Genomic DNA, 22,846 nt, shown 5'->3' on the forward strand with positions numbered 1-22,846 from the left:
ATTCGTCTTCTCGGTTCACCCTAGGGAAACTTAAATACGGTCCTGACCCCTTTATCCCGTCTGGACAAAGGAAATTCCATAATAGGTTTTTTCGCGTCCACCTTGCGCAATCACGGTTAACGTTTTATTAGCATCCCGCACGCCGGTACTAGCATGAAAGTTTGCCCGATGATTGTTTTTGGTGGAAATGGTTCCACTTTTATCTAATAAATAGACATCCCGGCCAAATTCTTGTCTGGTATATTCATTGGCCTGCCACGGAAGGAGGGTCAAGAGTTGATAGAGTTCCAAGAGTGGAATCACCGTTCCTTTGCCAATGAGGTGCTTTCCTCGACCCGCCACCACAATGGAATAGGCCGTAAAGACCATCTCCAAAAATGTTTGCGGCTTAAATCGAAGAGGTTTATTTTGAACTTCCTTTAATCGTTTGACCAAGACCGAAGGACGAAGCCGGTTTTCCCGCATTCGATCAATGGCGACCGCACGTTCTTTATGCAGAATGCGTAATAAGACTGGATAGGAAAATAAATAGCCATCGTGCTCATAGAGATTGACACCCATCTGCTGGGCAGTGGTGAGTAGCTCCTGGCGAAACGCTTTGCCCTCCAAGTATCCAGCTTCATCAAAATTGAGACGTTCCTGGGTTTTCACAAAGTCACACCCCAGACTCAGCGTCACCTCCTTGCCTTCCTCCAGTAATTTTCGCAGATTGACCAAATCACCCACTTTCGCTGCATCTTTAATTTTTTTAAATGACGCCATCACTTGCTTTGTGGTTTTTACTAATCCCCCGGCTTGCTCTTCAATATCAGCCAAGGCCTGCTCCAAATTGATATTCTTCGCGACAGCCTTTGAAGGTGGGGAGGCATCCGGCAACTCAAGCACACCAGTTGCCGAACTCGACCCGCAGGCTTCTAACCTATTATCAATTCCTTCGGCACTCATGTCGGTTATCGAGTCCTCTGGTTTGTGGTGAATTCAGGTAATCGGCGTTCAAAAACCGATTGATCGGCGCATACCTGTTTCATTCGGCACATCCCGAATAATTCTTAATATTTTCGGGCATATTTCATGATCAAGATTCAGTAAAAAACCACAAGGTCTTGTTAGTGCTCAGCGCTTCTTGGTCAGCCCGCAGTTGACCTGTAGGAAGAGAGCCTTTTATGGTTGAACGATTTCTTCAGACTCCATTCATGAAAAATATTGAGCCATTCGCTGTTATTACCGGAGCTTCCCGAGGGATTGGGGCCGAATATGCCAGAGCCTTAGCAGCTCGAGGCTATCACCTTCTGTTGGTCGCCAGGGACCAAAAACGTCTGAAAGAGTTATCCAAGGAGATTCAACAGACCACCTCTGTTCAAGTCTGGACAGAAACGCTGGATTTGGCCAAGCCTAACGCGGCTGCAACTCTTTACCAATTAGCTCAATCATGTCGGCCGCATGTGTCGTTGCTTGTCAATAATGCCGGCTTTGGGCAGTATGGGCTATTTACAGACATGCCACTTTCCACGATCCAGGACATGTTACAGGTCCATATCCATGCGACCACAGAAAGCACGAGACTATTCCTACCTGATATGATGAATCGAGGGGAGGGCGTCATTATCAATGTGGCGTCGGTGGCAGGATTTTTACCTATTCCCTATATGGCGGAATACGCCGCCACCAAAGCCTTTATCATATCCTTCTCCGAGGCGGTGGCGATGGAGGCCAGAGAAAAGGAGGTGACCATCCAGGTATGCTGTCCAGGCTATACAGAAACCGATTTCCATAGAACGGCAGGGCACCGCCCACGCCATATTTCTTCTCCTCACGCTTCCCGCGACGTCGTACAAAAATCATTAAGGGCCCTAAGATCACGGCAATCCTTCGTGACTATTGGGTGGCAGGGACTGGCAACCCAATGGATAACTTCATTTTTTCCTAAAAGGTGGCTCACGCGTCTTTCCAGCCGATTTGTTCGACCAAATTCCCCCTCTCGTTGAACACACACGGCCTTCCATACTAAAGGAGCACAGCATGTCCCATTCCTATTTCCATTCATATCTTGTCCCTCTCAGCATCTCTTGTGTCTGCATCCTCACATTTGGGTGCTCTGGCCCTCGCCCAATCCTCTATCCCAACGACTATCTTCAACACGTTGGTCCCGATCGGGCTGAAGAGGACATTGAAGAATGCCAACAGCTTGCAGAGGATTATGTACCGGAACACGATGCCGCAACGGTGGCCGGGAATACTGCCGTTGGAGGGGGAGCAGGGGGTGCCATCGGTGCAGTCAGTGGGGCCATTCGAGGAGGAGCGGGTATTGGAGCCGCCATCGGTGCGGCAACAGGTGCGACCATTGGCTTTATTCGTGGCTTATTCCAGGCCTCGCAACCAACACCTGCCCACAAGGCCTTCGTTAACCGGTGCCTTGCGGAACGAGGGTACCAATCGATTGGTTGGGAATAGATCAGAAAAAAACAGGGAGAAAATGGGGTGAGAACACCTCGAGACGCTGTTTGTGGTAATTCTCACCTTGAGAAAATCCAGTATCGAAACTTGGCTCACAGGCGAATTAAGGAATGCTTAAAATGAGGAGCTTTCTGCACGACGGAGGGCTCGCATTAAAACTGGATCTTGATAAGCCACCTCACTTAACGCGTCCAATATATGAAGATCTTTTTCCTTGGCGAGAGCCTTAGCTTTACTGAATTGTCGTGAATTAAAGCGAGCCACGGATGGCTGACCATTGATGATCTGACACGCAAGGCCTCCACCATCTTTCAGCGCAAGAGTGCCCCCGTGATCAAACAAGGTACGGGCCTCATCTACCCTGATCCCATGCAGTTCCGCAAAATCATGGAGCCCACTGGTCTCAATCAATCGTCCATCAGGCATGACACATTTTCGCTTAAAATGGGGAGACCAATCTTTTCGGAAATCAATATATTGAATGTCTCCACTACACGAGTTCCCTGAGTCAACTTTTGTCAAATCGATCCCTAAGTTTTTTTGCCGCAACCGATCCTGTAATTCCTGAGGAAGGCCTCGGTAAAAAACCCGCTCCATGCCTTCTTCCAACGTCACACCATAACTCTGACGCATGCGCTCGGCTGCCGCATATTGCTCAAGATCCATGACCCACGTGTGTTTTGGATCTTTGCCAAGAGGATCAACACGACAGACGAATGCGCCTTTTGTGACAAGGACACCCTCATGCGGATAGAGATAGATCCCTCCGCCTTGAAGCAGGCCTGTTATAGCTTCAAGAGGAATATCATAACTTTCAGACAGGACTCGTGCATGCATCTCCAAATTTTCCTGTTCCGTCATTGCGCACACCATTACATTTCCAGGGGGATCATAATCCGTATAGTTCTCCAGAATATTATAGAGAACCGGGGGCTTCTCTTTTTTCAATGGACGTTTTTTTACTTTAAACATTCAATACGCTCCTTCACCCTGAGTTTCCTTTAGGCCTTGGACTTCTCCACCCCTACAGGAGAGGCAAGATTTCCACGACACCGGTGCATACCGATTCCACACAAACAGTCTCATTTTTAACACCATAATTTTTCCGCGTCCTGTTGCAGATCTCGAAGTCGTAATGGTAGAAGGAAATCGCTTATGACTCAACCGTAACACTCTCCTAAACTTCCTATGCCAAAAAATGCCCTTATTCAGGCTTTCCATCAGCTGGAAGCCTTCAAATGGAACCAGCAAGAAGGCTTTCGGCTCGCCTCAGGGAAAAACAGCCCTTATTATGTTGACTGTCGTATTGTATTGGCTCATCCACACTCACGTCACCTTGTGGCTCAATTAGCCTATCACCTGCTGAAATCCTTAGAATTCACACTCATTGGCGGGCTGGAAATCGGAGCAATTCCCCTGGCCACCTGTATTTCAGATTATGGCTATAGGGCCGATCCCCAGCGGGAGTGGCGAACGTTCGTTGTGCGTAAACAACCTAAGGATCATGGATTAGGCAAATTAATTGAAGGCACGATTCATTCCGGCGAAACAGCTTTAGTGGTCGACGACGTGTTAACTACAGGCGGATCATTGATAAAGGCCGCTGAAGCAACTCGCGCCCAGGGCTTAACTGTGACGCATGGGTTAGTGGTTGTGGATCGATCTGAAGATGAAGGAAAAAGCAATCTGGCCCACATGGGCATTCAATTACTCCCTCTACTCACTCTGGAAGATTTAAGACAAACACCTCCCTCCGCCCATTAAGTCCTCGAAATATTCCCGACCAAGGTTTAAAACCTTAGTGGGTTCTTACGGCCCCAAAGGGTGGGCATCCTATTCGTCAAATATCATCCCGTCCTTATTGATCGATGATGACCACTGCAACTTCACAACCTCGGCGGTACGCCCCTCATTTAGATGCCTTACTTGACCGTCTCTTCTGACCAGCCATACAATTTTAAAACAATTGCTCAACGATTGTCTGGTCATTTTCCTTTCCAGAGAGGACAACGCCGTCTACCCTGACTTCCTCAAACAAGAAAGCCATTCCCATTACTACGGAGGATAACCATGAATCGTTTTTCTTTCTCTTTGTCCATCGTTCTTCTTTTTCTAGGATGTTGGCTCCCCTCCATCGTTACTGCTGAGCCCTACCTTTTAACGGTTCAGCAACTCAAAGCAGGACTTGAAAAGGCTTCCCAGTCCAAACAGAAAGGTTTTGTGCTCGTCGACGTTCGGAGCCCAGACGAACACATGAGTGGCTTCATTCCCGGAACGGATTTCAATATTGATTTTCGGGAAATGCAAGGACGCCATCAAGAGCTCAAGGCGAAACTGGATCAGCACATCGTGGTGTACTGCCAATCTGGACATCGCAGCAATATTGCTGCTGAAACCTTAATGGGATTAGGGTATCAGCATGTCTATAATGTGGAAGGAAGCATGAATGCCTGGACCGAAGCGGGGTATCCTATCGAACACCCCAAGTAATGGAGAACAGCTACGGCAACGAATGTTAGATTTCGGCCACAGTGGAATAGATGCCGTTAAAGTCCTGATGCATCTCCCGAAAAACTTCCAAAAGGTGTGGATCAAAATGTGTCGGCTTTGTTCTGTCGTTTCCGTTTAAAATTATGTCGCATGTCTTCTCATGGGTAAACGCTGACTTGTAAGGCCTCCGGCTTCGTAAGGCATCGTAAAGGTCGCAGAGCATCACAATTCGTCCCGTGATGGGAATCTCTGTTCCCTTCAGCCCTCGAGGATATCCACTTCCGTCCCAACGTTCATGGTGAGTCAGCGCGACTTCCTTGGCCATCTGTAGCAAGGGAGACGTCGAGCCATCCAATAAACTCGCTCCCAAAAGAGGATGCTGCCTAATCGATTGCCATTCTTCTTCCGTCAACGGGCCATGCTTTCCAAGGACGGCATCTGGCACCCCGATTTTCCCCACATCATGCATCGGTGCAACGGCGAATAAACAACGAGCGCGTGCCTGATCCCAGCCGATGGCCAAAGCAAGCGATTGCGAGTAATGGCTTAACCGTTCAATATGTGCTCCTGTTTCTTCATCTTTATAGCGTGAGGCACGGGCTAAGCGAATAATAGTGTCGGCATAGGCCTGTTCCAATTCACTATTTTTCTTTTGCTCTGCTTCCAATGAGACCTTAAGGTCCCTGGCATAGGCAAGCATTTGGGCATGAGCTTTTTTAAGCAGTTGAGTTTTCTGACCTTCCTGCTCCAACATCTGCTTGAGATCTTTGGCATAAGCTATGAGTTGCGAGCGGGCTGCCTGAAGTTTCGCTGTGGCAGATACTTGGGAAGCTTCGGCCTCTGAATATGTGCTTAAGGATAAAGGAGTAACCCCATCACTCTTGGGCTTCTCCTTACTCATTAGGCAAGTATCTCCCGAACTTTTTGTATCAACTCTAATGGGCTAAATGGTTTCACCAAATATCCCGCAAGATCAAGAGAAGCTATCTGCTTACGTGCATCAAGCCCATCTTTCGCGGTTAACATGACAATTGGAATTCTCGCCGTGTCGGCATGTAGGCGAAGCTTTCGTACCACCTCATACCCACTTAGACCCGGCATCATCCAATCAAGAATCAATAGATCGGGAATGTTGGTGCAAACGGCATCCATCGCCCCGCAACCGTCGATAGCAGTAAGAATCCGATACGAGGGGTCTTCGAGAGTAACCTGAACCAGCAGCCTAAGATCTTCCTCATCATCGGCAATGAGGATCGTTTTCACGGGACCCACCATGGTGAACATTTCCTACTGGTTGGCCCCCATGGGCTCAGGGAATATCTAATCCATCACCGACATATTCATCCTCCTTGATGACGTGATCGTCTTCTTGAGACGCAGGTTCGATAGCGTGGTATTGCTCAGAATTCCAAATATTATTTTCGACTTTTCTGGCCACGGTAATAAAACCGGAATGAGCAACCATTCGGTGATCGGGTCGAACACTCCGTCCTTTAATATTCCACGTCCGCAACAACGTTTCAAAATTTTGAACCATGGTAAAAACTCGGCTCTGCTCCAAAGCCTGTACCGTTTGCATCACCTGTGGTACCGTCGGGACATAACTCAAATACAGCCCACCGGACCGCAATGCCCGTGCCGCATGCGGAACCACTCGCCAGGGTTCAGGAAGATCCAACACCACTCGATCAAACAGCCAGGAAGACGCCCCTTCCCCAATCTCGATACCTTCGTATGCATTACGAATCTGAAGAAAATGGTTAGGTACCTTTCCCATGAACCGTTCGATGTTTTTCGTGGCCGTAGCTGCAAAATCTTCTCGCATTTCATAGCTCACCACACACCCACGATCCCCCACCGCACGCAAAAGAGCCATTGTTAATGCCCCAGACCCCACCCCGGCCTCAAAGACCCTGGCTCCTGGATAAATATCCGCCCACATTGGAATGACAGCTAAATCTTTAGGATAAATCACCTGAGCTCCTCGAGGCATTTTCAAGGTATACTCAGCTAACGTTGGATGGACGGCTACCATTAACTTTCCATTGGAAAACTGGACCGCTGTTCCATCCGGTTTTCCAATAATGTCGTCATGGCTAATCCGGTCTCCACTATGCTGAAAGATTTCTCCGGCTTTAAGTGTGAGGGCATACGGCCGTTCTTTCTTGTCGATTAAATGAACTCGTTCTCCAGACTGAAATGTTTTCATAAGTCGCACATTCTAGCAAGGCTTTTCATCGCTTTGATACCCACCATAATAGTGGAACCTTCTTAAGTGGACCAACGGGACAATTAAACGACATTTCAATGGGATCATTCTTGACACCCTCCCCATTCAGACGTATGATTAGCTAACTTCAGTCTTTACACACCTCATACCTATCGCCACCAATTTCTCCCATTTTCCAGATTTTTGAAACTTTCAAATGTCACTTGTGCGAATATTCTCAACATACAAAAAACCGAATCCCGACTCTGGAACAAATCAGGAGAGTTTTCGTAACCACAGCACTCTCGGCTCCTCTTAATGAAGGAGTTGTTACATGATGAAAACAGTGGTCGTTGCCTAATCTACCATGAAACGCCTTTTTACAGTTATCGGACTTGGGCGCTTCGGCTATAGCGTGGCACAAGGATTGGTCACCAAAGGATGCGAAGTACTTGCCATCGATAAGGATGAGGAAAAAATCCAGGCGATCAGTGATATTGCGACCTTTGCCGTCCAATGCGATGCGACTGATGAACGCGCGTTAAAAGCAGTCAGCGCTCAAAACGTCGATGTCGCTGTCGTCAGTATCGGTGAAAACATTGAAGCCAGCATTCTTATTGTTCAAACACTCAAGGAAATGGGGGTAAAATCCATTGTGGCGAAAGCCGTGGCCCCAATCCAGGGAAAAATATTAATGAACCTGGGAGTCGATGAGGTTATCTATCCTGAACGAGATGCGGCCATCCGTCTCGCACACAGGCTGGTCTCACCGAGTGTACTTGAATACTTAGAATTGGCCCCAGGCTTTAGTGTGGAAGAAGTGTCCGTTTCAGAGAGCTTGTCCGGATTGAGTCTTGAGGATGTTAAGTTACGCGGAAAGCATAACTTGAATGTGATCGGGATAAAAAAACAAGTAACCAGAATGGTCAAAGGGCGAATGATGAAAGAAGAAATATTTAATTTCACCCCAAAACCCGATGACGTTATTGAAAAAGGTGATGTCCTGGTCATGATCGGCCGAGAAGAGGATTTAGACCGTTTTTGCAATAACGTGTAAAAAATATAACAGTTCCGTCAATTACCTCTGCACTTTTTACTTCCTCTTCTGCTCTCCCCTATAAATTATTGGTTTTTCCCCTTTCGCACTATCCAGGGAATGCGATGGGCTACCGATTTCTTAAATAGGATCCCCAAGGTAGGGTTAGTTATAAGGATGGCAATTTTATCCTTATGTTTCATATTGTTATCCATTTAATGAAATGAGAGATTGATATCAAACCATCATAGAGAAAATCCAGCGTTAAAAAAAAGCGATTAAATTGCTTTCCATTAATGCCTTAACGGGTTGAAACATATTCATTGGCTTGGTTTTTGCTTTTGTAACATTACTTAAGATTCACAATGATGTCGCACTATAACTATAGGTAATCGGAAACCTGAACCCCCAAGGGAAACTGTCATGGAATACCAAACTGTTTTGGATGAGCCAACAGAAACCGAACTCGCTACCATCAAATCTGAAGGGGCCAAACATTTACCAAGAGGATTCGGGCCAGCTCTCGAATCGTTATACTTCCGATCATTTGGCACCCGACCTCTTCTCAATAAAGATTCTGAGATCGAATTAGCCAAGGAGATAGACCAAGCGTCTAGAGCCATCAGGGTCATCATTAAACAGAGTCTTCATCTCACTCATCCAGTAAAGAAGGGACCAGAAAGAGAAAAAACAATTGCTCTTCTCAAGGAAACGTTGGCCTTAAGTGGTTTTTCGACTCCCTCCATTGAAAAATTAAAATCTGTTCTGTTGGATTTAGGCCAAACGTATCCCTCGATGTCCTCATCCATTCAGGATCTCTGCCAACAACTTCAAAAAGCAAAATTTCAACTAGAGAAAGCGAAATCCGAACTCGTTCAGCGAAATCTTCGCCTGGTTGTGGACATAGCGAAACGGTACACGGGGCATGGATTGGCCTTTTTAGACTTAGTCCAAGAGGGAAATATTGGGCTTATGAAGGCGGCAGAACGATTTCAATATCGCAAAGGGTTTAAATTCAGCACTTATGCCACATGGTGGATTCGACAAGGGATTACCCGATCACTCGCCGACCAGTCTAGAACCATTCGTGTCCCTGTCCATTTAAATGAAATCTCCAACAAGATTGCTCGTGCCTCCAAACGGTTGACACAACAAAATGCCCGCCCAGTGCAGTTGGATGACATTGGAGAAGCGCTCAAACTGAGTGTGGAAAAAGTTCATGACACCATTCAGGCCTTTCAGGATCCTATATCGTTAGAAACCCCGGTTGGGGATGGAGAAACCTTTCTCACAGACTTCATTCCAGATACGGGAACTTTGACGCCGGATGGACCTGTCTCACGCCAAGAAACGAACCAACAAGTCGAACGGATCTTGGATTCGCTGACTCCAAGGGAACAAATGGTGATCCGCCTGCGTTTTGGCATTGGCCAAGACGAGCCATGGACCCTTGAAGAAGTCGGACAAAGTATGTCGGTTACCCGTGAACGTGTCCGGCAAATTGAGGCCAAAGCCCTTCAAAAATTAAAGGAGCCTGCTTTGAAGGATATGCTTTCTTCCATTAAGTAGAAATTTGCTGCGTTTATTCCTTCAACACCCCCTTGAATTCAACCATTTCTTCTAGGTGAGCTTGTCTTTTCCAAGCAAGGACTTGTCAAGTAGACAATTCACGCCTTAACATAGGGTTATTGGGCTCCTTTTTCATCCATGAATAAAAAGACCAGCGCACTTGCTGCCTTCAGACCCTATTCATTATAGACTTCGACAAGAATTCAGGGGCCACCTTGAAGAATTCTACACTTATCTGAATCTGGCCCCTCCATACCATAGTATTGAAAAAGCGGTTCAATATTTTTCCAATACACTCAGAACAAGACCTGAGGAATTCTCTCAGGGACTGTTACAGGATGCGTCAAAAAAATGGGCCATGTTTCAGGAAATTTTCTTGGCCTCTGGCCTTCATAAAAAGCATCGAGGAATCATTCAACAATTAGCTCATTCTCATCATATGACTTTAGCTGATGCACCTGAATCGCGGCGCTTCCTTCAAAATTTTTCAACAAACTCCCAAGGATCCACTTCCAAGCAAACAACTCATCCATCACCTCAGGCAGTCCTCCCCCAGTGACCAATCATCAATATCCATTTAGTGAAAAAAGTATACATTTGTTTTGTTTCTGCAACACCTAGAAACAGAAATGCCTTTTTCCAACGACAAACACCGCCTTTCCATGAATCATCGCGTAGTATAAATTTTGCATAATGTAAATTATAAAAATTCCCAGATACTTTATGCGTCACCAACAAACACTCGAAACATCATCATTCTTATCTGGCATTGGTCTCCATTCTGGGAACCCGGCCTCAATTGCCATTCATCCAGCTCCGGTTAACTCCGGGGTGGTCTTCGTAAAGCATGTGGCTGATCAAATCCAGTCATGTCCAGCTAGCATTGCCTATTTAGGCCAAACTGATCATTGCACCACACTTCAAGTTGGTGATTTTGACATACAGACAGTTGAGCATGTGTTAAGTGCGCTGGCTGGTCTAGAAATCGATAACGCCTACGTGGAATTGCTTGGCAGTGAAATCCCTGCAGCAGACGGCAGCGCCATTCCATTTGTTGATATGGTTTACCAAAGTGGCGTTCTCACCCAGGAAGAACCGCGAAAATACCTTAAAATTATTCAACCAATTACCGTAGAAGATGGACACCGATCAATCACCGTTCATCCCTCGGCACTCCCCCAAATTACCTATTTCATTGATTTTCCGCATCCCCTTATACAACAACAAGAATATCATCATTTTTGCACGCCCCAGGATTATGGTAAAAATATTGCTGGAGCCCGTACATTCGCCTTTCGAAAGGAAGTCGAATTTTTATGGTCGCGAGGACTGGGGCTCGGTGGTTCACTACACAATACGGTCGTCTTTGCCGATTCGGGATTGGTCAATGATGATGCCTTACGCTTCCCGGACGAGTGTGTTCGACATAAAGTGCTGGACCTTATTGGCGATCTGTCATTATTAGGCATCCCCGTTATTGGTCATTTCTTCGCAAAATGCGCCGGGCACGCGCTCCATACTCAATTGGTCCAAGCCATCATGCATAATCCTGACAAGTGGATCATGTTAAATGCGGGAGAATCTGGAAAGGATGAAATCTTCAACGGACAATCCTCCTCCAATCCTACGATTCATCTACCTGAACTCCAACCTGCCTTTCACGCATCCTGACTCCTCTCTATCTTTCCCTACCCTGTGCCCTCATCTGTCATTGCGTTTGCTTTCCACCCATCAATAAGTAATTCTTTTCTCCATTGTCTTCACCCTCTACGCGTGGTAGCGTCTGGCATGACCATCAGACTTCAATTATTTGCCCCCCCCTATCGAACAAACTGCCTTACATTATTTTTCTTTATTTGCGTCTGCCTTTTCCCGTGGACGCCCGCCTTAAGCGCTACACCAATAGAAAATGATCCAAAAGGGTTTTACGGTAGCCTCTGGGGCCATTCGCTCCAAGATCGCGCAGATTTAAAAGAAATCGATTCCATAGATTCATTGCATATCTATACGATTAAACGGGGGGCACCACAGCTTGGATCCATTGAGTTGGAATCCGTCAAACTTTATACCTTGGATGGAAAGTACGCTCGGGCCCTCTTTCATTACCAGGGAGAAGCTATCCACAAAGCCATCTTACAGTACCTAAGAAATGAGTTTGGAAAAACAAACAACCCGTATGGATCCATGATCCGGGGATTAAGTCAACAGTACACCTGGCGCGGACCGGAAACCGAAATCACCCTTACCTATCATGGCTTTCGAGAGCGGGGAACTTTAACTGTCGAGGGTCGGATCTATGCTCCTTTGTTTCTTGACACACTTTCTGAGAATTCTTATTAATTAATAGCTGAATTTTTTGCGTGGGCACCAACCATAAACCACCAGAAATCGTGATAACCCTTCGCAGCCCTAGCATAGAGCTAATCTGTTCTTTCGGCTTACCTCTCCGCTCCGTATGACCATGTCAGCAACCTTTTGGCCCCAAACCCCTTATCAAGGAATCGCATAAATATTATTTCACGCCACAAAGGGACAAAAATAATTGATTTCAAGTCGAGAATTGGCTCTCCTTAATCCCTATATCAAGAACAATCGGTCAAAAAGAGCATTACATCACATACGACAAAAATGTCTGTTATCGCTTGCAAATACCACTGCATCTTCAGGAATTGCCTGCTTCATGAAACCAGGCAGTGATCTTTCCAAGCACAAATTTATGCCATACAGCTTGGCTCCAGTTGCGCCAAAAGTATCCATGCCGCCAACTTGCCTTTAATTTCTTGCTCATCGCCACATAATTGAGCCATCATGGCGACCACTTCCAGCTCGGCCAAACAGATCCAATCAGTATATTTATCCCGCACCAAATTCGAGATATGAATTGAGGAAAACAAGAAACCATTAAGAATAGAAATCACACCAGGGAGAAGAGGATTTTCCTATGTCCGGGCTTGCTCCCATACAGGGAACCCTGAAGAATACTAAGCTAATTCCTCGCTGACAGCCCCCTCACCGCTGTCCTTCGCAGCTTATCTTCCAGGCTTAGCCGTGGTAATCCAATTCATCTCTCTCACCGAGAATGGGACATTCACTCTTCATGGAATCCATGATTTCAACGGACTTCAAAATGCTATGCACAAATAAGGAGCCATGGATATGGCCTGCTATCGGCTGAGGAAAGGTCATTCGAATCTGTTTTCATACTTTTCCAAATATAGCTCCCATGCCTCCTGAGTCCTCTTCAGGGTTTGCTGGCCTCGTATGGTAATCCATCCTCTCTCCGGCAAAATTCTATCTCAAGCTCTTGACTCCTCCTGAAACAAGGTTCACTATAGGCCGGTTTTTTAATGTCATCCTAGCCGAGTACCAATAGGGACGCCATGTCCAACTACATTCGCTCGGATCTTCTCGCCCTCAATCCCCACCAAACGGTATCGATTCTGCGCGTTGGACAGGGCCACCATCAGGTCGTGATTGTAGATAACTTCTATCAATACCCTGATGAAATCCTGAAAGTTGCGTTGAGCCTCCCCTATAGCGACCGATTCGAAATCGTGGGGAATTTTCCTGGAGTTCGCGCCCGACTCAATTATGAGCACTGGAAACTTGTGGAATCTCTAAGCGCCCTTTGGGGATGCCCTCTTTTCCCATTTTTTTCTCCCCAACCAGTCGTCTTTCAAGGAATCAAAACTGACAACTACACGCTAAATATTGGGCAACGGCAACCTCACATTGATCAGGATATCACCGCCATGGTCTATTTGAATCCTGCAGATTCCTGTACGGGTGGAACCGGCTTATATCGCCACCGACCCACAGGGCTCGAACGCGTACCACCGGTACCTGACAGGACAATCCGACAACTTGCGAACCAACTGGAACTCAGTGACGAATTTTTCAACAGCCCGGAAGGATACGAAAACTTTCAAAATAGCATGATTTTTAATCCACTCTTCGCTTGTCGAGACAATAGGTATATCAACGACGGAAATGAATATTGGGAATTACTGAAACTTATCGAGATGCGTCCAAACCGATTGATGATGTTTGATGGACGGTGTTTTCATTCTCAGTATATCCAATCCGGCCACTACAACCAGGCTTTTCGGGTGAACCAAATTCTGTACCTCAGTCAAAAGAAAAAAGTGCTCTGATACTTTAAGACCTTGGCCTCCCCACAACGCTTCTTTCGTTTTAATTAGATTTCCTACTCTTCCCAGTCAAAGCCTGAACAACTCTCAGACCATCATAGAGTTCGTTGTCTACATCTGGCTTCCAGAGGAAGAGAGAAGATTCATCTCAACAAACAGTGGAAAAATGCCATGATCCGAAGGTGCATAGATTCAGGCCTTTGATGCTCTCTGGTCAGATCATTCCGGTCCTGCTCCTTGAAAGTGGGCTTCTTCTTCGTACCCTGTCATCACCAGAAGAAACAGGCAGGCAACGAGAAACATGATGCCTGCAAAAAACCAATAGTAGTCGGGGCCGGTCAACGCAACAGTCCCATCCGAATTTTGAATCCAAAAATTTACAAAGGCCGTAAATCCGTTCCCTAAGGACACGGACAGTAAAAACAAGCCCATCAGGAGCGATTTAAGTTTGAGCGGAGCCTGAGTATAGGAAAATTCGAGACAGGTAATAGACACCATGACCTCCGCCGCCGTAATGACTACGAAGGCCAATAACTGCCAGCCAATCGCCGGTTCCAGCCCCGACTCAATTTGTTGCTCAATATAGGCTGAGATCAGAAATGCCCCAACCGCCATAAAAAAGCCCATAGCCATTTTTCGCAAAGATGTGAGGAGTACCAATTTATTTAAAACCGGATAGACCACATAGGTAAACAAAGGAATAAACACCATGATCAAGACCGGATTCACTGCTTGAATTTGCGAAGGCAACCATTCAACACCCATCCAGACCCGATCCATATGTTGAGCTTGAAGGACCCACGCTGAAGAGGTTTGGTCATAGAGGGACCAAAAAAATGCGACAAACACATAAATACCCGCCAGCTTCCCAATCGCACCCCATGTCTGGGGACGGGAAAGCGCTTGTAATACTCCTGCGCGGTCAGGAGGAATATGGGCATAGTGGTTTCGGCCGGACCAAAAAATGATGGTCGCCACAAACATCAGGATGCCAGGCACTCCAAATGCCAGGCCAGGGCCAAAATGCTCTAACAGCCAGGGGGTGAGCATCACAGATCCAAATGCACCCACGTTGATGGCAAAGTAAAACCAGGCAAAGGCCTTGGATAAAAGATGTCCATTAGCCAAACCAAACTGATCCCCCAAATTAGCTGACACGCAGGGTTTAATTCCCCCGGAACCGATCGCAATTAAGGTCAATCCAACAAGCAGGCCGAATCGGGTGTGATCCAAAGCCAAAACGACATGACCACCACAATACACCAGAGAAAGAAGAATAATGGTTTTATATTTTCCCCAAAAAGCATCGGCCAAGATTGCTCCCAAAAAAGGGAAAAAGTAGACCCCCGAGGCAAAAAGATGAAAATAACTTTTCGCCTCTGCCTCGCCCATGGGATCCAAGCTTCCCTCTGCATTCAGCAACATCCCCGTCATAAACACCACCAGAATGGAACGCATCCCGTAGTAACTAAATCGCTCGGCGCCTTCATTGGCAACTAAATACATGACACCCGATGGCATGGAAGCCGTCGTCAATGGCTCGGTTCGAAATTCATGTTTTTTCATGAACAAACTTTCATCTGTAAGAAGTGGACAAGATCTGAAAATTGGTATAAATCCTATCCGGTGGGAATGCCTGTGTCAGTCCGACAAGCAAACTTCCTCCCCACCGGAATGTCATTGTATAATGTCCCCCTCTTTCCCGCCATTCCCAGGCATGATCCTCTTAGCAAGCCTTTCAACTCTACAGGTGTTGCTTCCCATGCTGGTACAGGCCGAGGAGTCCCCGGTTACGACGCTTGATACGATGATTGTCACAGGTTCCGCCCAACCCACCCAACCCCACCAATCAACTCAAAGCATTACAACCCTCAACGCTGAACAGATTGCCCCCCTTCAGCCCAACCGGGTGACCACCATCCTCCAACAAGTCCCAGGACTCCATACCGATGAGATGAGCGGGAGAAGTGGAACCAGCTCAGTGTATCTAAGGGGTGCCGATCCCAATTTCACCTTGATTATGCTGGATGGAGTCCCCATGAATGACTCAACAAACCAGCGAGGGGGATCGGTTGATCTTTCCACTATTCCCATCGATCGGATCGATCGAGTAGAAATTGTTCGGGGTCCTCTCTCGGCATTTTATGGCGCTGAAGCTATGGCAGGCGCAATCAATTTCATTACCAAATCTGCTTCCACGGGTCCCTCTTTTCGCCTCTTGGGCGAAGGCGGTCGATTCGATTATGTCAAAGGGCTTGTCCAAACCGGAGGATCACTTGGACCATTGTCCGCTAATCTCTCACTGTCACATACCCAAAATGGTGAGCAAATCGAGAAAGATTCCTTTTTGATGGACTCGGCTGGATGGAATTTTTCCCTACAGACAGATCCCAGCTTTGACATTCAACTAAACGGGCAATATACAGATTCAACGGTCCGGAGTTTTCCGGAAGGCAGTGGTGGCTCGGAATTGGCTTTGCTCCGGGAAACCGAACGACGAAAGACCCAAGAGTTCCTGACGGGTTTGTCCTCCTCTTTTCACACTCCTTCGGGTTGGCAGCAACAGATATTTCTAAGTGTCACCCGGAGACTTCAAGACGTGTCAAACCCTGGAATTCTTGCGACTCCAACGACCTTTGCCCTGCCTCCGGCGGACTTTGAAACCCTCTATACCAGGTTTCAAGCACGGATGACCACAACATGGACGATCAGCCCCAAATTGAAGGTTTCACTTGGTGAACAGCTGACGCATGAACGAGGAAAACGGAACGGGACGCAAGACTTGAGTTCCTTCGGGGGCTCATCTACCCAGCCGGATGACTTTGCCATCCAGCGAACACTCGGAGGAATCTTTGCCGAACTGACGTCCGTCTGGTGGCAGAAACTGACGCTTAACTCGGGCGTGCGAGCCGATATCTCACAAGGGTTTCAGCCGAAGATGAGCCCCAGAATTGGAGCGAAATATCAACTGGTGTCCTCAATCCAGATTCGTGGTGGCTACGGAAGGGGATTCAAACTACCCAGCTTATCCAGTTTAGGAGACCCTTTGATTGGGAATCCTTCCTTACAACCCGAAACTAGCGTCGGGTGGGATCTGGGCTTAGACTATCACACATTCAATGAGAGATTTACCGCAACGGTAGAATACTTTCACAACCGGTTCAGGAACCTTATTGACCTTGATCCCGACCTCCTCAATCAGGGAATTATTCGCCTAGCCAATCTTGACGAGGCAGAAACCCATGGTTGGAATATTTCCCTGTCCCTCACGCCAATCCCTGCTCTTACGTTCCAGTCGAGTCTCACCCACCTCACCACTCGAGTGACGGAAACGGGAGATCAATTAAGAAACCGCCCCAAATGGCGCGGATGGTTTGGGGTCACGATGACGCTTTCTTCGACCATCAATGTCAAAAGCCAAGTCACATGGGTCAGTTCCAGTTTTGATTTTCAAGTTCCAACCCAAACCACACGGGTAGGAGGATTTGCCAAGGCAGACATCACGGTCAATTACCATCCTTTAACGACATGGAGTTGCTATGCCGCCCTCGAAAATGTCACCAACTCCTCCTATGAACAGTTTGCCGGATTCCCAGCTCCGCCCTTGACCTTTCGTTTAGGGTTGGAATACCGACCGGAATTTTAAATTCAGTAATCATGTCTCATAAGGAGGCATGGATGACATCATCAACCAATTTTTCTCCATGAACCTATCAGAGAAACCTGCTTAAGCCAGGTCGTGTTTTGACCGAAAAAGGAAAGGACGTTGAAATGAGGCAGGCGAAGAGGGGATAAACATCGCCTCTTCCCTTACCTCTCACTAGGAATCTTTCATGCAACTCATACTTCCATTAGATCCGGTTCAGGACGAAGAGCGTCCCACGATTTTTGCGAGAATTAAAAGCTGCAAATCCTTGCCAATTCTGTCTCCACTGGCCTCGACCATTCTTAAAATGTGCCAAAATGAAGAAACACATGCTTCAGAATTGGCCACGCTCATAAGTCAGGACCCAGGAATGGCGGCTCAAATTTTATTTATGGCGAATTCGGGGTATTACGGTGGGTCTCGACACAAGGTGACCAGCATCGGACAGGCCGTGACATTGCTTGGATTTTCAACGATCGCTAATCTGGCTCTATCTTTTTGCTTTTATCGTTTAATTAAAGACATGAAAGAGGTCTCAACTTCCGGGATTGATCATGTAAAGTTTTGGCGGCGATCCATTCTGGCCAGTGTCGCAGCACGTGCCATTGGAACGCACTTCGCCTTTCCTGATGTAGAGCTCATGTTTCTTGGTGCCCTGCTTCAAGACATCGGACTATTGGCATTAAACGAGGTGGCGTCAAAAGAACTTACCTTACTCCAGGATCACAATCAGGACGATCATCCCAACTTACACCAATATGAACTTGAACACTTAGGAGTTGATCATTCACAGGTTGGAGCTTGGCTTGCCCAGCACTGGCAACTTCCTGAGGAGTTTCAGGTAGCCATTCTCTATAGCCATAACCCTGAATTATTTGAGACTCCGCTTGACTTTCAAGCCCTGGTGGATACTGTTGCGCTGTCCGGTATCATCGCCGACATCTGGATCAATCCCGATACCGAAGCGGCCATTGCCTCAGCCCGCAAGAATAGTCAGGGTCGCTTAACTGTGCAATCGGAAGATTGGGAACCGATTCTTGGGCACATGATGACGGGCATTCCACAAATTGCCAGTTTTTTTCACAGCCGGATTGGAAACTTTGAAGACATCACCCGCATTCATCAAGTAGCCTTACAACAGCTGAACTCCACTGACCCCCAATTATTCGCCTAACCAGAGCCAACTCCCGCCACTCTGAATCAGCCTTTCTTCCCTGCTCCGTCATGTTCAGTGGCCAGACACAACTGGTTCCGACCATTATCCTTTGCCCGATATAACGCACGATCTGCACGTTCAAGCCAGGAGAGCGCGGTTTCACCAGGAAGCAACTGCGCCACACCGATCGATGCCGTGACCGGAATGGTGACATCTTGGTAGGAAAATCCCTCTCCTCGAAGGGCATCCAGCAACCGTTCGCCCAGTCGCTGACTCAATTCCCCATCGGCTCCCTGAAGCAAGACACAAAATTCTTCTCCTCCATATCTTGCAATAAAATCAGTTTTTCTGGGGAATGTCGACACCAGACGTTTCGCCACCTGCTGTAGCACCACATCCCCAGCCGGATGGCCATAGGTATCGTTCACATGCTTAAAATGATCGACATCAACTATCAAAAGGCAGGCCGATGTCCCAGAAAAAAAACTCATACTGGCGGTTCGTTCTAATTGAAAATCCAATGCTCCACGGTTATACAGCTGGGTCAGAGCATCCAGGGTCATTTGTTTTCGCGCGCCTCCCAGTTCCTCCTCAACGAGACGCAATTTTTCTCCAAGATGTTCCAATCGTTGCTGCTGACGTTCTTTGCGTTCATCTACAAGGGCGCTGATACCTTCGACCACAGCCAATAAAGCCTGCTTCACATCCTGAAAGGAACCGCCCTCGGTTGCTGTGCGCAATTCAACAAGATGATTGGTCACCTTTTGATCGGTTTCCTGATCTTCCACAAACGCGCGCCCCATGATATTGGTAAATTCGCAAAGAACCGTTCGCATATCTTGAAGATTTCGGTTCACATAAGCTTTTTCCTGCTGCCGATGTCCATTAACAAATTGCGTGAGCGCCCCCCAATCACGGCGTGGGCTGGCCTCGCGTTTTTTGGAATCGCCGGCATCGAGCTGAGCGCCCACCAACACATGCCTCGCCCACCGTTCAAACTCCTTTTCTATATCCTCTTCCGACAGTTGATCGAGTTCAAATGCATGACGGCCGAGACAGCGCAAAACTCTGGCTAGGGATTCTAAGGCCTTGTCGGACTCTCCCGAGATGTCTGTGGCCCGAAATCCATTGGCAACAGGCTCTTTTTGTGTCCCATCCTCATGAGGATGATCTTTTTTTCCAATGGACCAAGATCCTAACATGGCCTTCCTTTTCTTCAATTCACTTCTGCCTCTGTCTGTGCCGATGACCATCCAGCGAATGCATGGGGAGAGTGGGGTAACGGTTTGCTTCCGTTATCGGCATTTCCTCTAGGTCTCTTGAGTCACTTTCTGTTATGCTCTTCACCAATAGCTCCAAAACGCCATGCCTCTATGACTTCCTTGATAGTCCATTCCATCGTTCATGTTCATTTTTTTGAGCCCGCGTGAATCAACGACACACGATCTCCAGCAGACAAAATTCCCATTTCAAACGATGGGTATCGTTACTTGACTCTCATGGGATTAAACGCCATCGCCTCTGCCTCGTTTCCGGGAATAAACTCCGGAGGGAAATCGTGAGGCATGCGAGGGTGACGATCCATGAAATCCTACTTCCGCCCTCCTGGACCTCCAGAGATGATCTCCCTCCTCAGGCCCTCCACTATGAACTGTCCCATTCCCTGTTTCGGGAATTGGACGTGTTTGGAACGAAAGAACCGCTCCTGGTCTGTGGTGTCCCCGAAATGTCACGAAAAGATCTCAGCCTGGCCCCCAACGGCTTGGAAGTCCTGTGCCCGATCGGAGACCCTGGGAACCTTGGAGCCTTACTTCGATGCTGTCGGGCCTTTGACGTGCAAACGGTGGTGTTGCTTCAGGAAGCCGTCCACCCCTTTCACCCGAAGGTCATTCGGGCCAGTAGCGGGGCGGTGTTTGTCCAGTCCTTGGAATGGGCAGGTTCCATCACCGACCTGGATACCCCGGAAACATTGCAATGGATTACCGCATTAGATTTACACGGGACGAATATGTCCACAGTGCAATGGTCTAAACATGTTCGACTCCTTATTGGAGAAGAAGGCGTCGGCATTCCACCCTTTCAATTTTTGGAGCGCCTGTGTATTCCTCAAATCCATCCCTCGATTCCATTAAATGCGACAGTCGCAGGCAGCATCGCCCTCTATGCGTATCGCCAACAGCACTTAGAGGCGTAACCAATTGCGATCCGATCAACGACGAAACACTCCGTAGCCAGTGGTAGCATCACGCAACCGGAACAATACCCACACATTTTATGGACATGCCACAGCCGCCTCAGGATCAGGGTCTCACGATGATTCAACCCGGTAGATATCGTCACTACAAAGGGAAAGAATACCAGGTGATTGGCGTCGCCAAACATTCCGAAACAGAAGAAGATCTCGTGGTTTACCGGGCACTCTATGGCGAATTCGGCCTTTGGGTCAGACCGGCAAAAATGTTTAGGGAAAAAATTGAAATAGAGGGAAAACTCGTCTTCAGATTTGAATGGATTGACGGTGTTAACCCCGAAACAGACCCCACGACCATCAAACCATGAGGAGTGTGCACGGAATTCGTCGAATCTGACAGGCTGCCTTGCCATGTTGATTGCCAGCCCGGCCGGACAGCTCATCGTTGATTCCGCTTCGAAGGCTCCTGAGAATTTCCCCGAACAAAGACCGTGCCTGGCATGCACCTTGTTTCAAAAACTATCTGGAAAATGCTCCATCGACACTCACAACCGTTCTACCAACACAGCACGCGTTTGTTCTTCCCGATAGGCATCCAACCGTTTGGAGAGCGAAGCATCGGCCAGGGCTAAAATCGCAGCAGCCAACAACGCTGCATTCACGGCTCCGGCGCCCCCTATGGCCAAAGTTCCGACAGGAATACCTTTGGGCATTTGCACAATGGACAAGAGGGAATCGAGGCCTTGCAGAGATTTTGATTGCAGGGGGACTCCCAACACCGGCAATTGAGTTTTGGCTGCAATGACCCCGGCTAAATGGGCCGCCCCTCCGGCTCCAACAATAAACACCTGCACTCCACCTGCTTCCGCTTCGCGAATATACTCCCCCAACGCATCTGAGGCCCTGTGCGCAGAAAGGACGTGACTCTCATGGGCTATATCCAGCTTAGTCAGCATCTCGCCGGCTAATCGCATCGTGTCCCAATCCGATTTGCTGCCCATAAGGATTGCGACCCGAAATGATGACTCAGCCATAACCTCTTGTCCTCCTTCTTACGTTATCCATGTGTAGATGGTGAGGGATGGGCGACAAATCCATGGTTCTATTAAACCGGCTTACGATAGCGCATCTTGACCTAAGTTGACCACATATCAGGAACTGTCTTACACTAAACTCCCGCTGTTTTTTGTAAGAATTTTCTTGAGGAGCCAGCTAATTTTCTCGGGGGATTTTATAGACCGGAGAAATATATTATTCACCTCATTCATAATGGGAGAGAAAGATTATGGCAATACGTCTGGGAGATGAAGCACCAAATTTTACAGCCGAAACAACCCAAGGCACTGTGAATTTCCATGAATGGCTCGGTGACGGATGGGGCATCCTCTTTTCACACCCTAAAGATTTCACCCCCGTGTGCACCACGGAATTGGGAACCATGGCGAACATGACGGAAGAGTTTAAAAAACGAAATGTGAAAGTATTGGCTATCAGCGTGGATCCGCTCGACTCCCATAAAGGTTGGATCAAAGACATTAATGAAACTCAACACTGCACGGTGGGTTATCCCATTATTGCCGACCCCGAAAAAAAGGTCGCAACCCTCTATGATATGATTCATCCCAATGCCCTCGATAATATGACCGTTCGCTCGGTGTTCGTGATCGGACCGGATAAAAAGGTCAAATTAACCCTCACCTATCCCGCTTCAACTGGCAGGAATTTCAACGAAATTCTTCGTGTAATTGACTCACTGCAATTAACAGCCAAACATAAAGTTGCCACACCGGCAAACTGGAAAGACGGAGAGGATTGTATTATCACGCCAGCCGTGACGGATGCAGAAATACCCGCATTGTTTCCGAAAGGTCACCGCGCGGTGAAACCCTATCTTCGCTACACCCCCCAACCCAACCGCTAGAGCATCTGCATAAAGTATAGGCA

22 protein-coding genes are annotated in these 22,846 nt (G+C 47.6%); 14 read left to right on the plus strand and 8 right to left on the minus strand.

Going from position 1 to position 22,846, the window contains the following annotated elements:
- Positions 1–51 precede the first annotated feature (51 nt).
- Positions 52–945, minus strand: a complete 894-nt coding sequence (locus tag H6750_16675; GenBank protein MCB9775942.1) for a hypothetical protein — start codon at positions 943–945, stop codon at positions 52–54.
- Between the two features lie 218 nt (positions 946–1,163).
- Here H6750_16675 and H6750_16680 point away from each other — a divergent pair, with 218 nt between their 5' ends.
- Positions 1,164–1,985, plus strand: a complete 822-nt coding sequence (locus H6750_16680) for an SDR family oxidoreductase (GenBank protein MCB9775943.1) — start codon at positions 1,164–1,166, stop codon at positions 1,983–1,985.
- A 76-nt stretch (positions 1,986–2,061) separates the two neighbouring features.
- Positions 2,062–2,451, plus strand: coding sequence for a cell envelope biogenesis protein OmpA (locus tag H6750_16685; GenBank protein MCB9775944.1), 390 nt, complete (start codon positions 2,062–2,064; stop codon positions 2,449–2,451).
- A gap of 117 nt (positions 2,452–2,568) precedes the next feature.
- Here H6750_16685 and H6750_16690 read toward each other — a convergent pair whose 3' ends face one another.
- Entirely contained in the window at positions 2,569–3,426 is an 858-nt protein-coding gene (locus tag H6750_16690) for a hypothetical protein (protein ID MCB9775945.1), read from the minus strand.
- Between the two features lie 216 nt (positions 3,427–3,642).
- Between H6750_16690 and pyrE the strand changes: the two genes are divergently transcribed.
- Positions 3,643–4,218 (plus strand): orotate phosphoribosyltransferase, encoded by a 576-nt coding sequence (pyrE, locus tag H6750_16695; GenBank protein MCB9775946.1) that lies wholly within the window; start codon positions 3,643–3,645, stop codon positions 4,216–4,218.
- A gap of 306 nt (positions 4,219–4,524) precedes the next feature.
- Entirely contained in the window at positions 4,525–4,944 is a 420-nt protein-coding gene (locus H6750_16700) for a rhodanese-like domain-containing protein (GenBank protein ID MCB9775947.1), read from the plus strand.
- A 25-nt stretch (positions 4,945–4,969) separates the two neighbouring features.
- Here H6750_16700 and H6750_16705 read toward each other — a convergent pair whose 3' ends face one another.
- From H6750_16705 to H6750_16715, 3 genes are read right to left on the minus strand one after another with little or no spacing between them, the layout of a single operon-like run.
- Positions 4,970–5,845: an HD domain-containing protein gene (locus tag H6750_16705; protein MCB9775948.1), complete on the minus strand. Its 876-nt coding sequence runs from the start codon at positions 5,843–5,845 to the stop codon at positions 4,970–4,972.
- Entirely contained in the window at positions 5,845–6,219 is a 375-nt protein-coding gene (locus H6750_16710) for a response regulator (protein ID MCB9775949.1), read from the minus strand. Before H6750_16710 ends, H6750_16705 begins: the two co-directional genes overlap by 1 nt.
- Before the next feature lie 34 nt (positions 6,220–6,253).
- Positions 6,254–7,153, minus strand: a complete 900-nt coding sequence (locus tag H6750_16715) for a tRNA (adenine-N1)-methyltransferase (GenBank protein MCB9775950.1) — start codon at positions 7,151–7,153, stop codon at positions 6,254–6,256.
- A gap of 367 nt (positions 7,154–7,520) precedes the next feature.
- On the opposite strand from H6750_16715, the gene H6750_16720 reads away from it, so the two are divergent.
- From H6750_16720 to H6750_16740, 5 genes are all read left to right on the plus strand, one after another.
- Positions 7,521–8,210 carry a TrkA family potassium uptake protein gene (locus tag H6750_16720; GenBank protein ID MCB9775951.1) on the plus strand — a complete coding sequence of 230 codons (690 nt, stop codon included), beginning with the start codon at positions 7,521–7,523 and terminating at the stop codon, positions 8,208–8,210.
- 402 nt (positions 8,211–8,612) lie between these two features.
- Positions 8,613–9,758 (plus strand): sigma-70 family RNA polymerase sigma factor, encoded by a 1,146-nt coding sequence (locus H6750_16725; protein ID MCB9775952.1) that lies wholly within the window; start codon positions 8,613–8,615, stop codon positions 9,756–9,758.
- A gap of 723 nt (positions 9,759–10,481) precedes the next feature.
- Positions 10,482–11,429 carry a UDP-3-O-[3-hydroxymyristoyl] N-acetylglucosamine deacetylase gene (lpxC, locus tag H6750_16730; GenBank protein ID MCB9775953.1) on the plus strand — a complete coding sequence of 316 codons (948 nt, stop codon included), beginning with the start codon at positions 10,482–10,484 and terminating at the stop codon, positions 11,427–11,429.
- Positions 11,430–11,546: 117 nt separating this feature from the next.
- Entirely contained in the window at positions 11,547–12,098 is a 552-nt protein-coding gene (locus tag H6750_16735) for a hypothetical protein (GenBank protein MCB9775954.1), read from the plus strand.
- Positions 12,099–13,138: 1,040 nt separating this feature from the next.
- Positions 13,139–13,912, plus strand: coding sequence for a hypothetical protein (locus H6750_16740; GenBank protein MCB9775955.1), 774 nt, complete (start codon positions 13,139–13,141; stop codon positions 13,910–13,912).
- 216 nt (positions 13,913–14,128) lie between these two features.
- Here H6750_16740 and H6750_16745 read toward each other — a convergent pair whose 3' ends face one another.
- The gene (locus tag H6750_16745; protein ID MCB9775956.1) at positions 14,129–15,475 is read right to left on the minus strand and encodes a POT family MFS transporter; all 1,347 of its coding nucleotides are present in this window, start codon (positions 15,473–15,475) and stop codon (positions 14,129–14,131) included.
- Between the two features lie 196 nt (positions 15,476–15,671).
- Between H6750_16745 and H6750_16750 the strand changes: the two genes are divergently transcribed.
- Both H6750_16750 and H6750_16755 read left to right on the plus strand, forming a co-directional pair.
- Positions 15,672–17,555, plus strand: a complete 1,884-nt coding sequence (locus tag H6750_16750) for a TonB-dependent receptor (GenBank protein MCB9775957.1) — start codon at positions 15,672–15,674, stop codon at positions 17,553–17,555.
- A 187-nt stretch (positions 17,556–17,742) separates the two neighbouring features.
- The gene (locus H6750_16755; protein ID MCB9775958.1) at positions 17,743–18,729 is read left to right on the plus strand and encodes an HDOD domain-containing protein; all 987 of its coding nucleotides are present in this window, start codon (positions 17,743–17,745) and stop codon (positions 18,727–18,729) included.
- A gap of 26 nt (positions 18,730–18,755) precedes the next feature.
- On the opposite strand, the gene H6750_16760 is transcribed toward H6750_16755, so the two are convergent.
- Complete coding sequence (locus H6750_16760) at positions 18,756–19,913, minus strand: GGDEF domain-containing protein (protein ID MCB9775959.1); 1,158 nt, start codon at positions 19,911–19,913, stop codon at positions 18,756–18,758.
- A 356-nt stretch (positions 19,914–20,269) separates the two neighbouring features.
- Here H6750_16760 and H6750_16765 point away from each other — a divergent pair, with 356 nt between their 5' ends.
- Both H6750_16765 and H6750_16770 read left to right on the plus strand, forming a co-directional pair.
- Positions 20,270–20,905 carry a TrmH family RNA methyltransferase gene (locus H6750_16765; GenBank protein ID MCB9775960.1) on the plus strand — a complete coding sequence of 212 codons (636 nt, stop codon included), beginning with the start codon at positions 20,270–20,272 and terminating at the stop codon, positions 20,903–20,905.
- 86 nt (positions 20,906–20,991) lie between these two features.
- A complete protein-coding gene (locus tag H6750_16770) occupies positions 20,992–21,270 on the plus strand; it encodes a DUF1653 domain-containing protein (GenBank protein ID MCB9775961.1) in 279 nt (92 codons plus the stop codon).
- 177 nt (positions 21,271–21,447) lie between these two features.
- On the opposite strand, the gene purE is transcribed toward H6750_16770, so the two are convergent.
- Positions 21,448–21,936, minus strand: a complete 489-nt coding sequence (purE, locus tag H6750_16775) for a 5-(carboxyamino)imidazole ribonucleotide mutase (GenBank protein MCB9775962.1) — start codon at positions 21,934–21,936, stop codon at positions 21,448–21,450.
- 251 nt (positions 21,937–22,187) lie between these two features.
- Here purE and H6750_16780 point away from each other — a divergent pair, with 251 nt between their 5' ends.
- A complete protein-coding gene (locus tag H6750_16780) occupies positions 22,188–22,823 on the plus strand; it encodes a peroxiredoxin (protein ID MCB9775963.1) in 636 nt (211 codons plus the stop codon).
- Positions 22,824–22,846: the final 23 nt, after the last annotated feature.

This window comes from Nitrospiraceae bacterium (genome assembly GCA_020632595.1).
Taxonomy (GTDB): Bacteria; Nitrospirota; Nitrospiria; order Nitrospirales; family UBA8639; genus Nitrospira_E.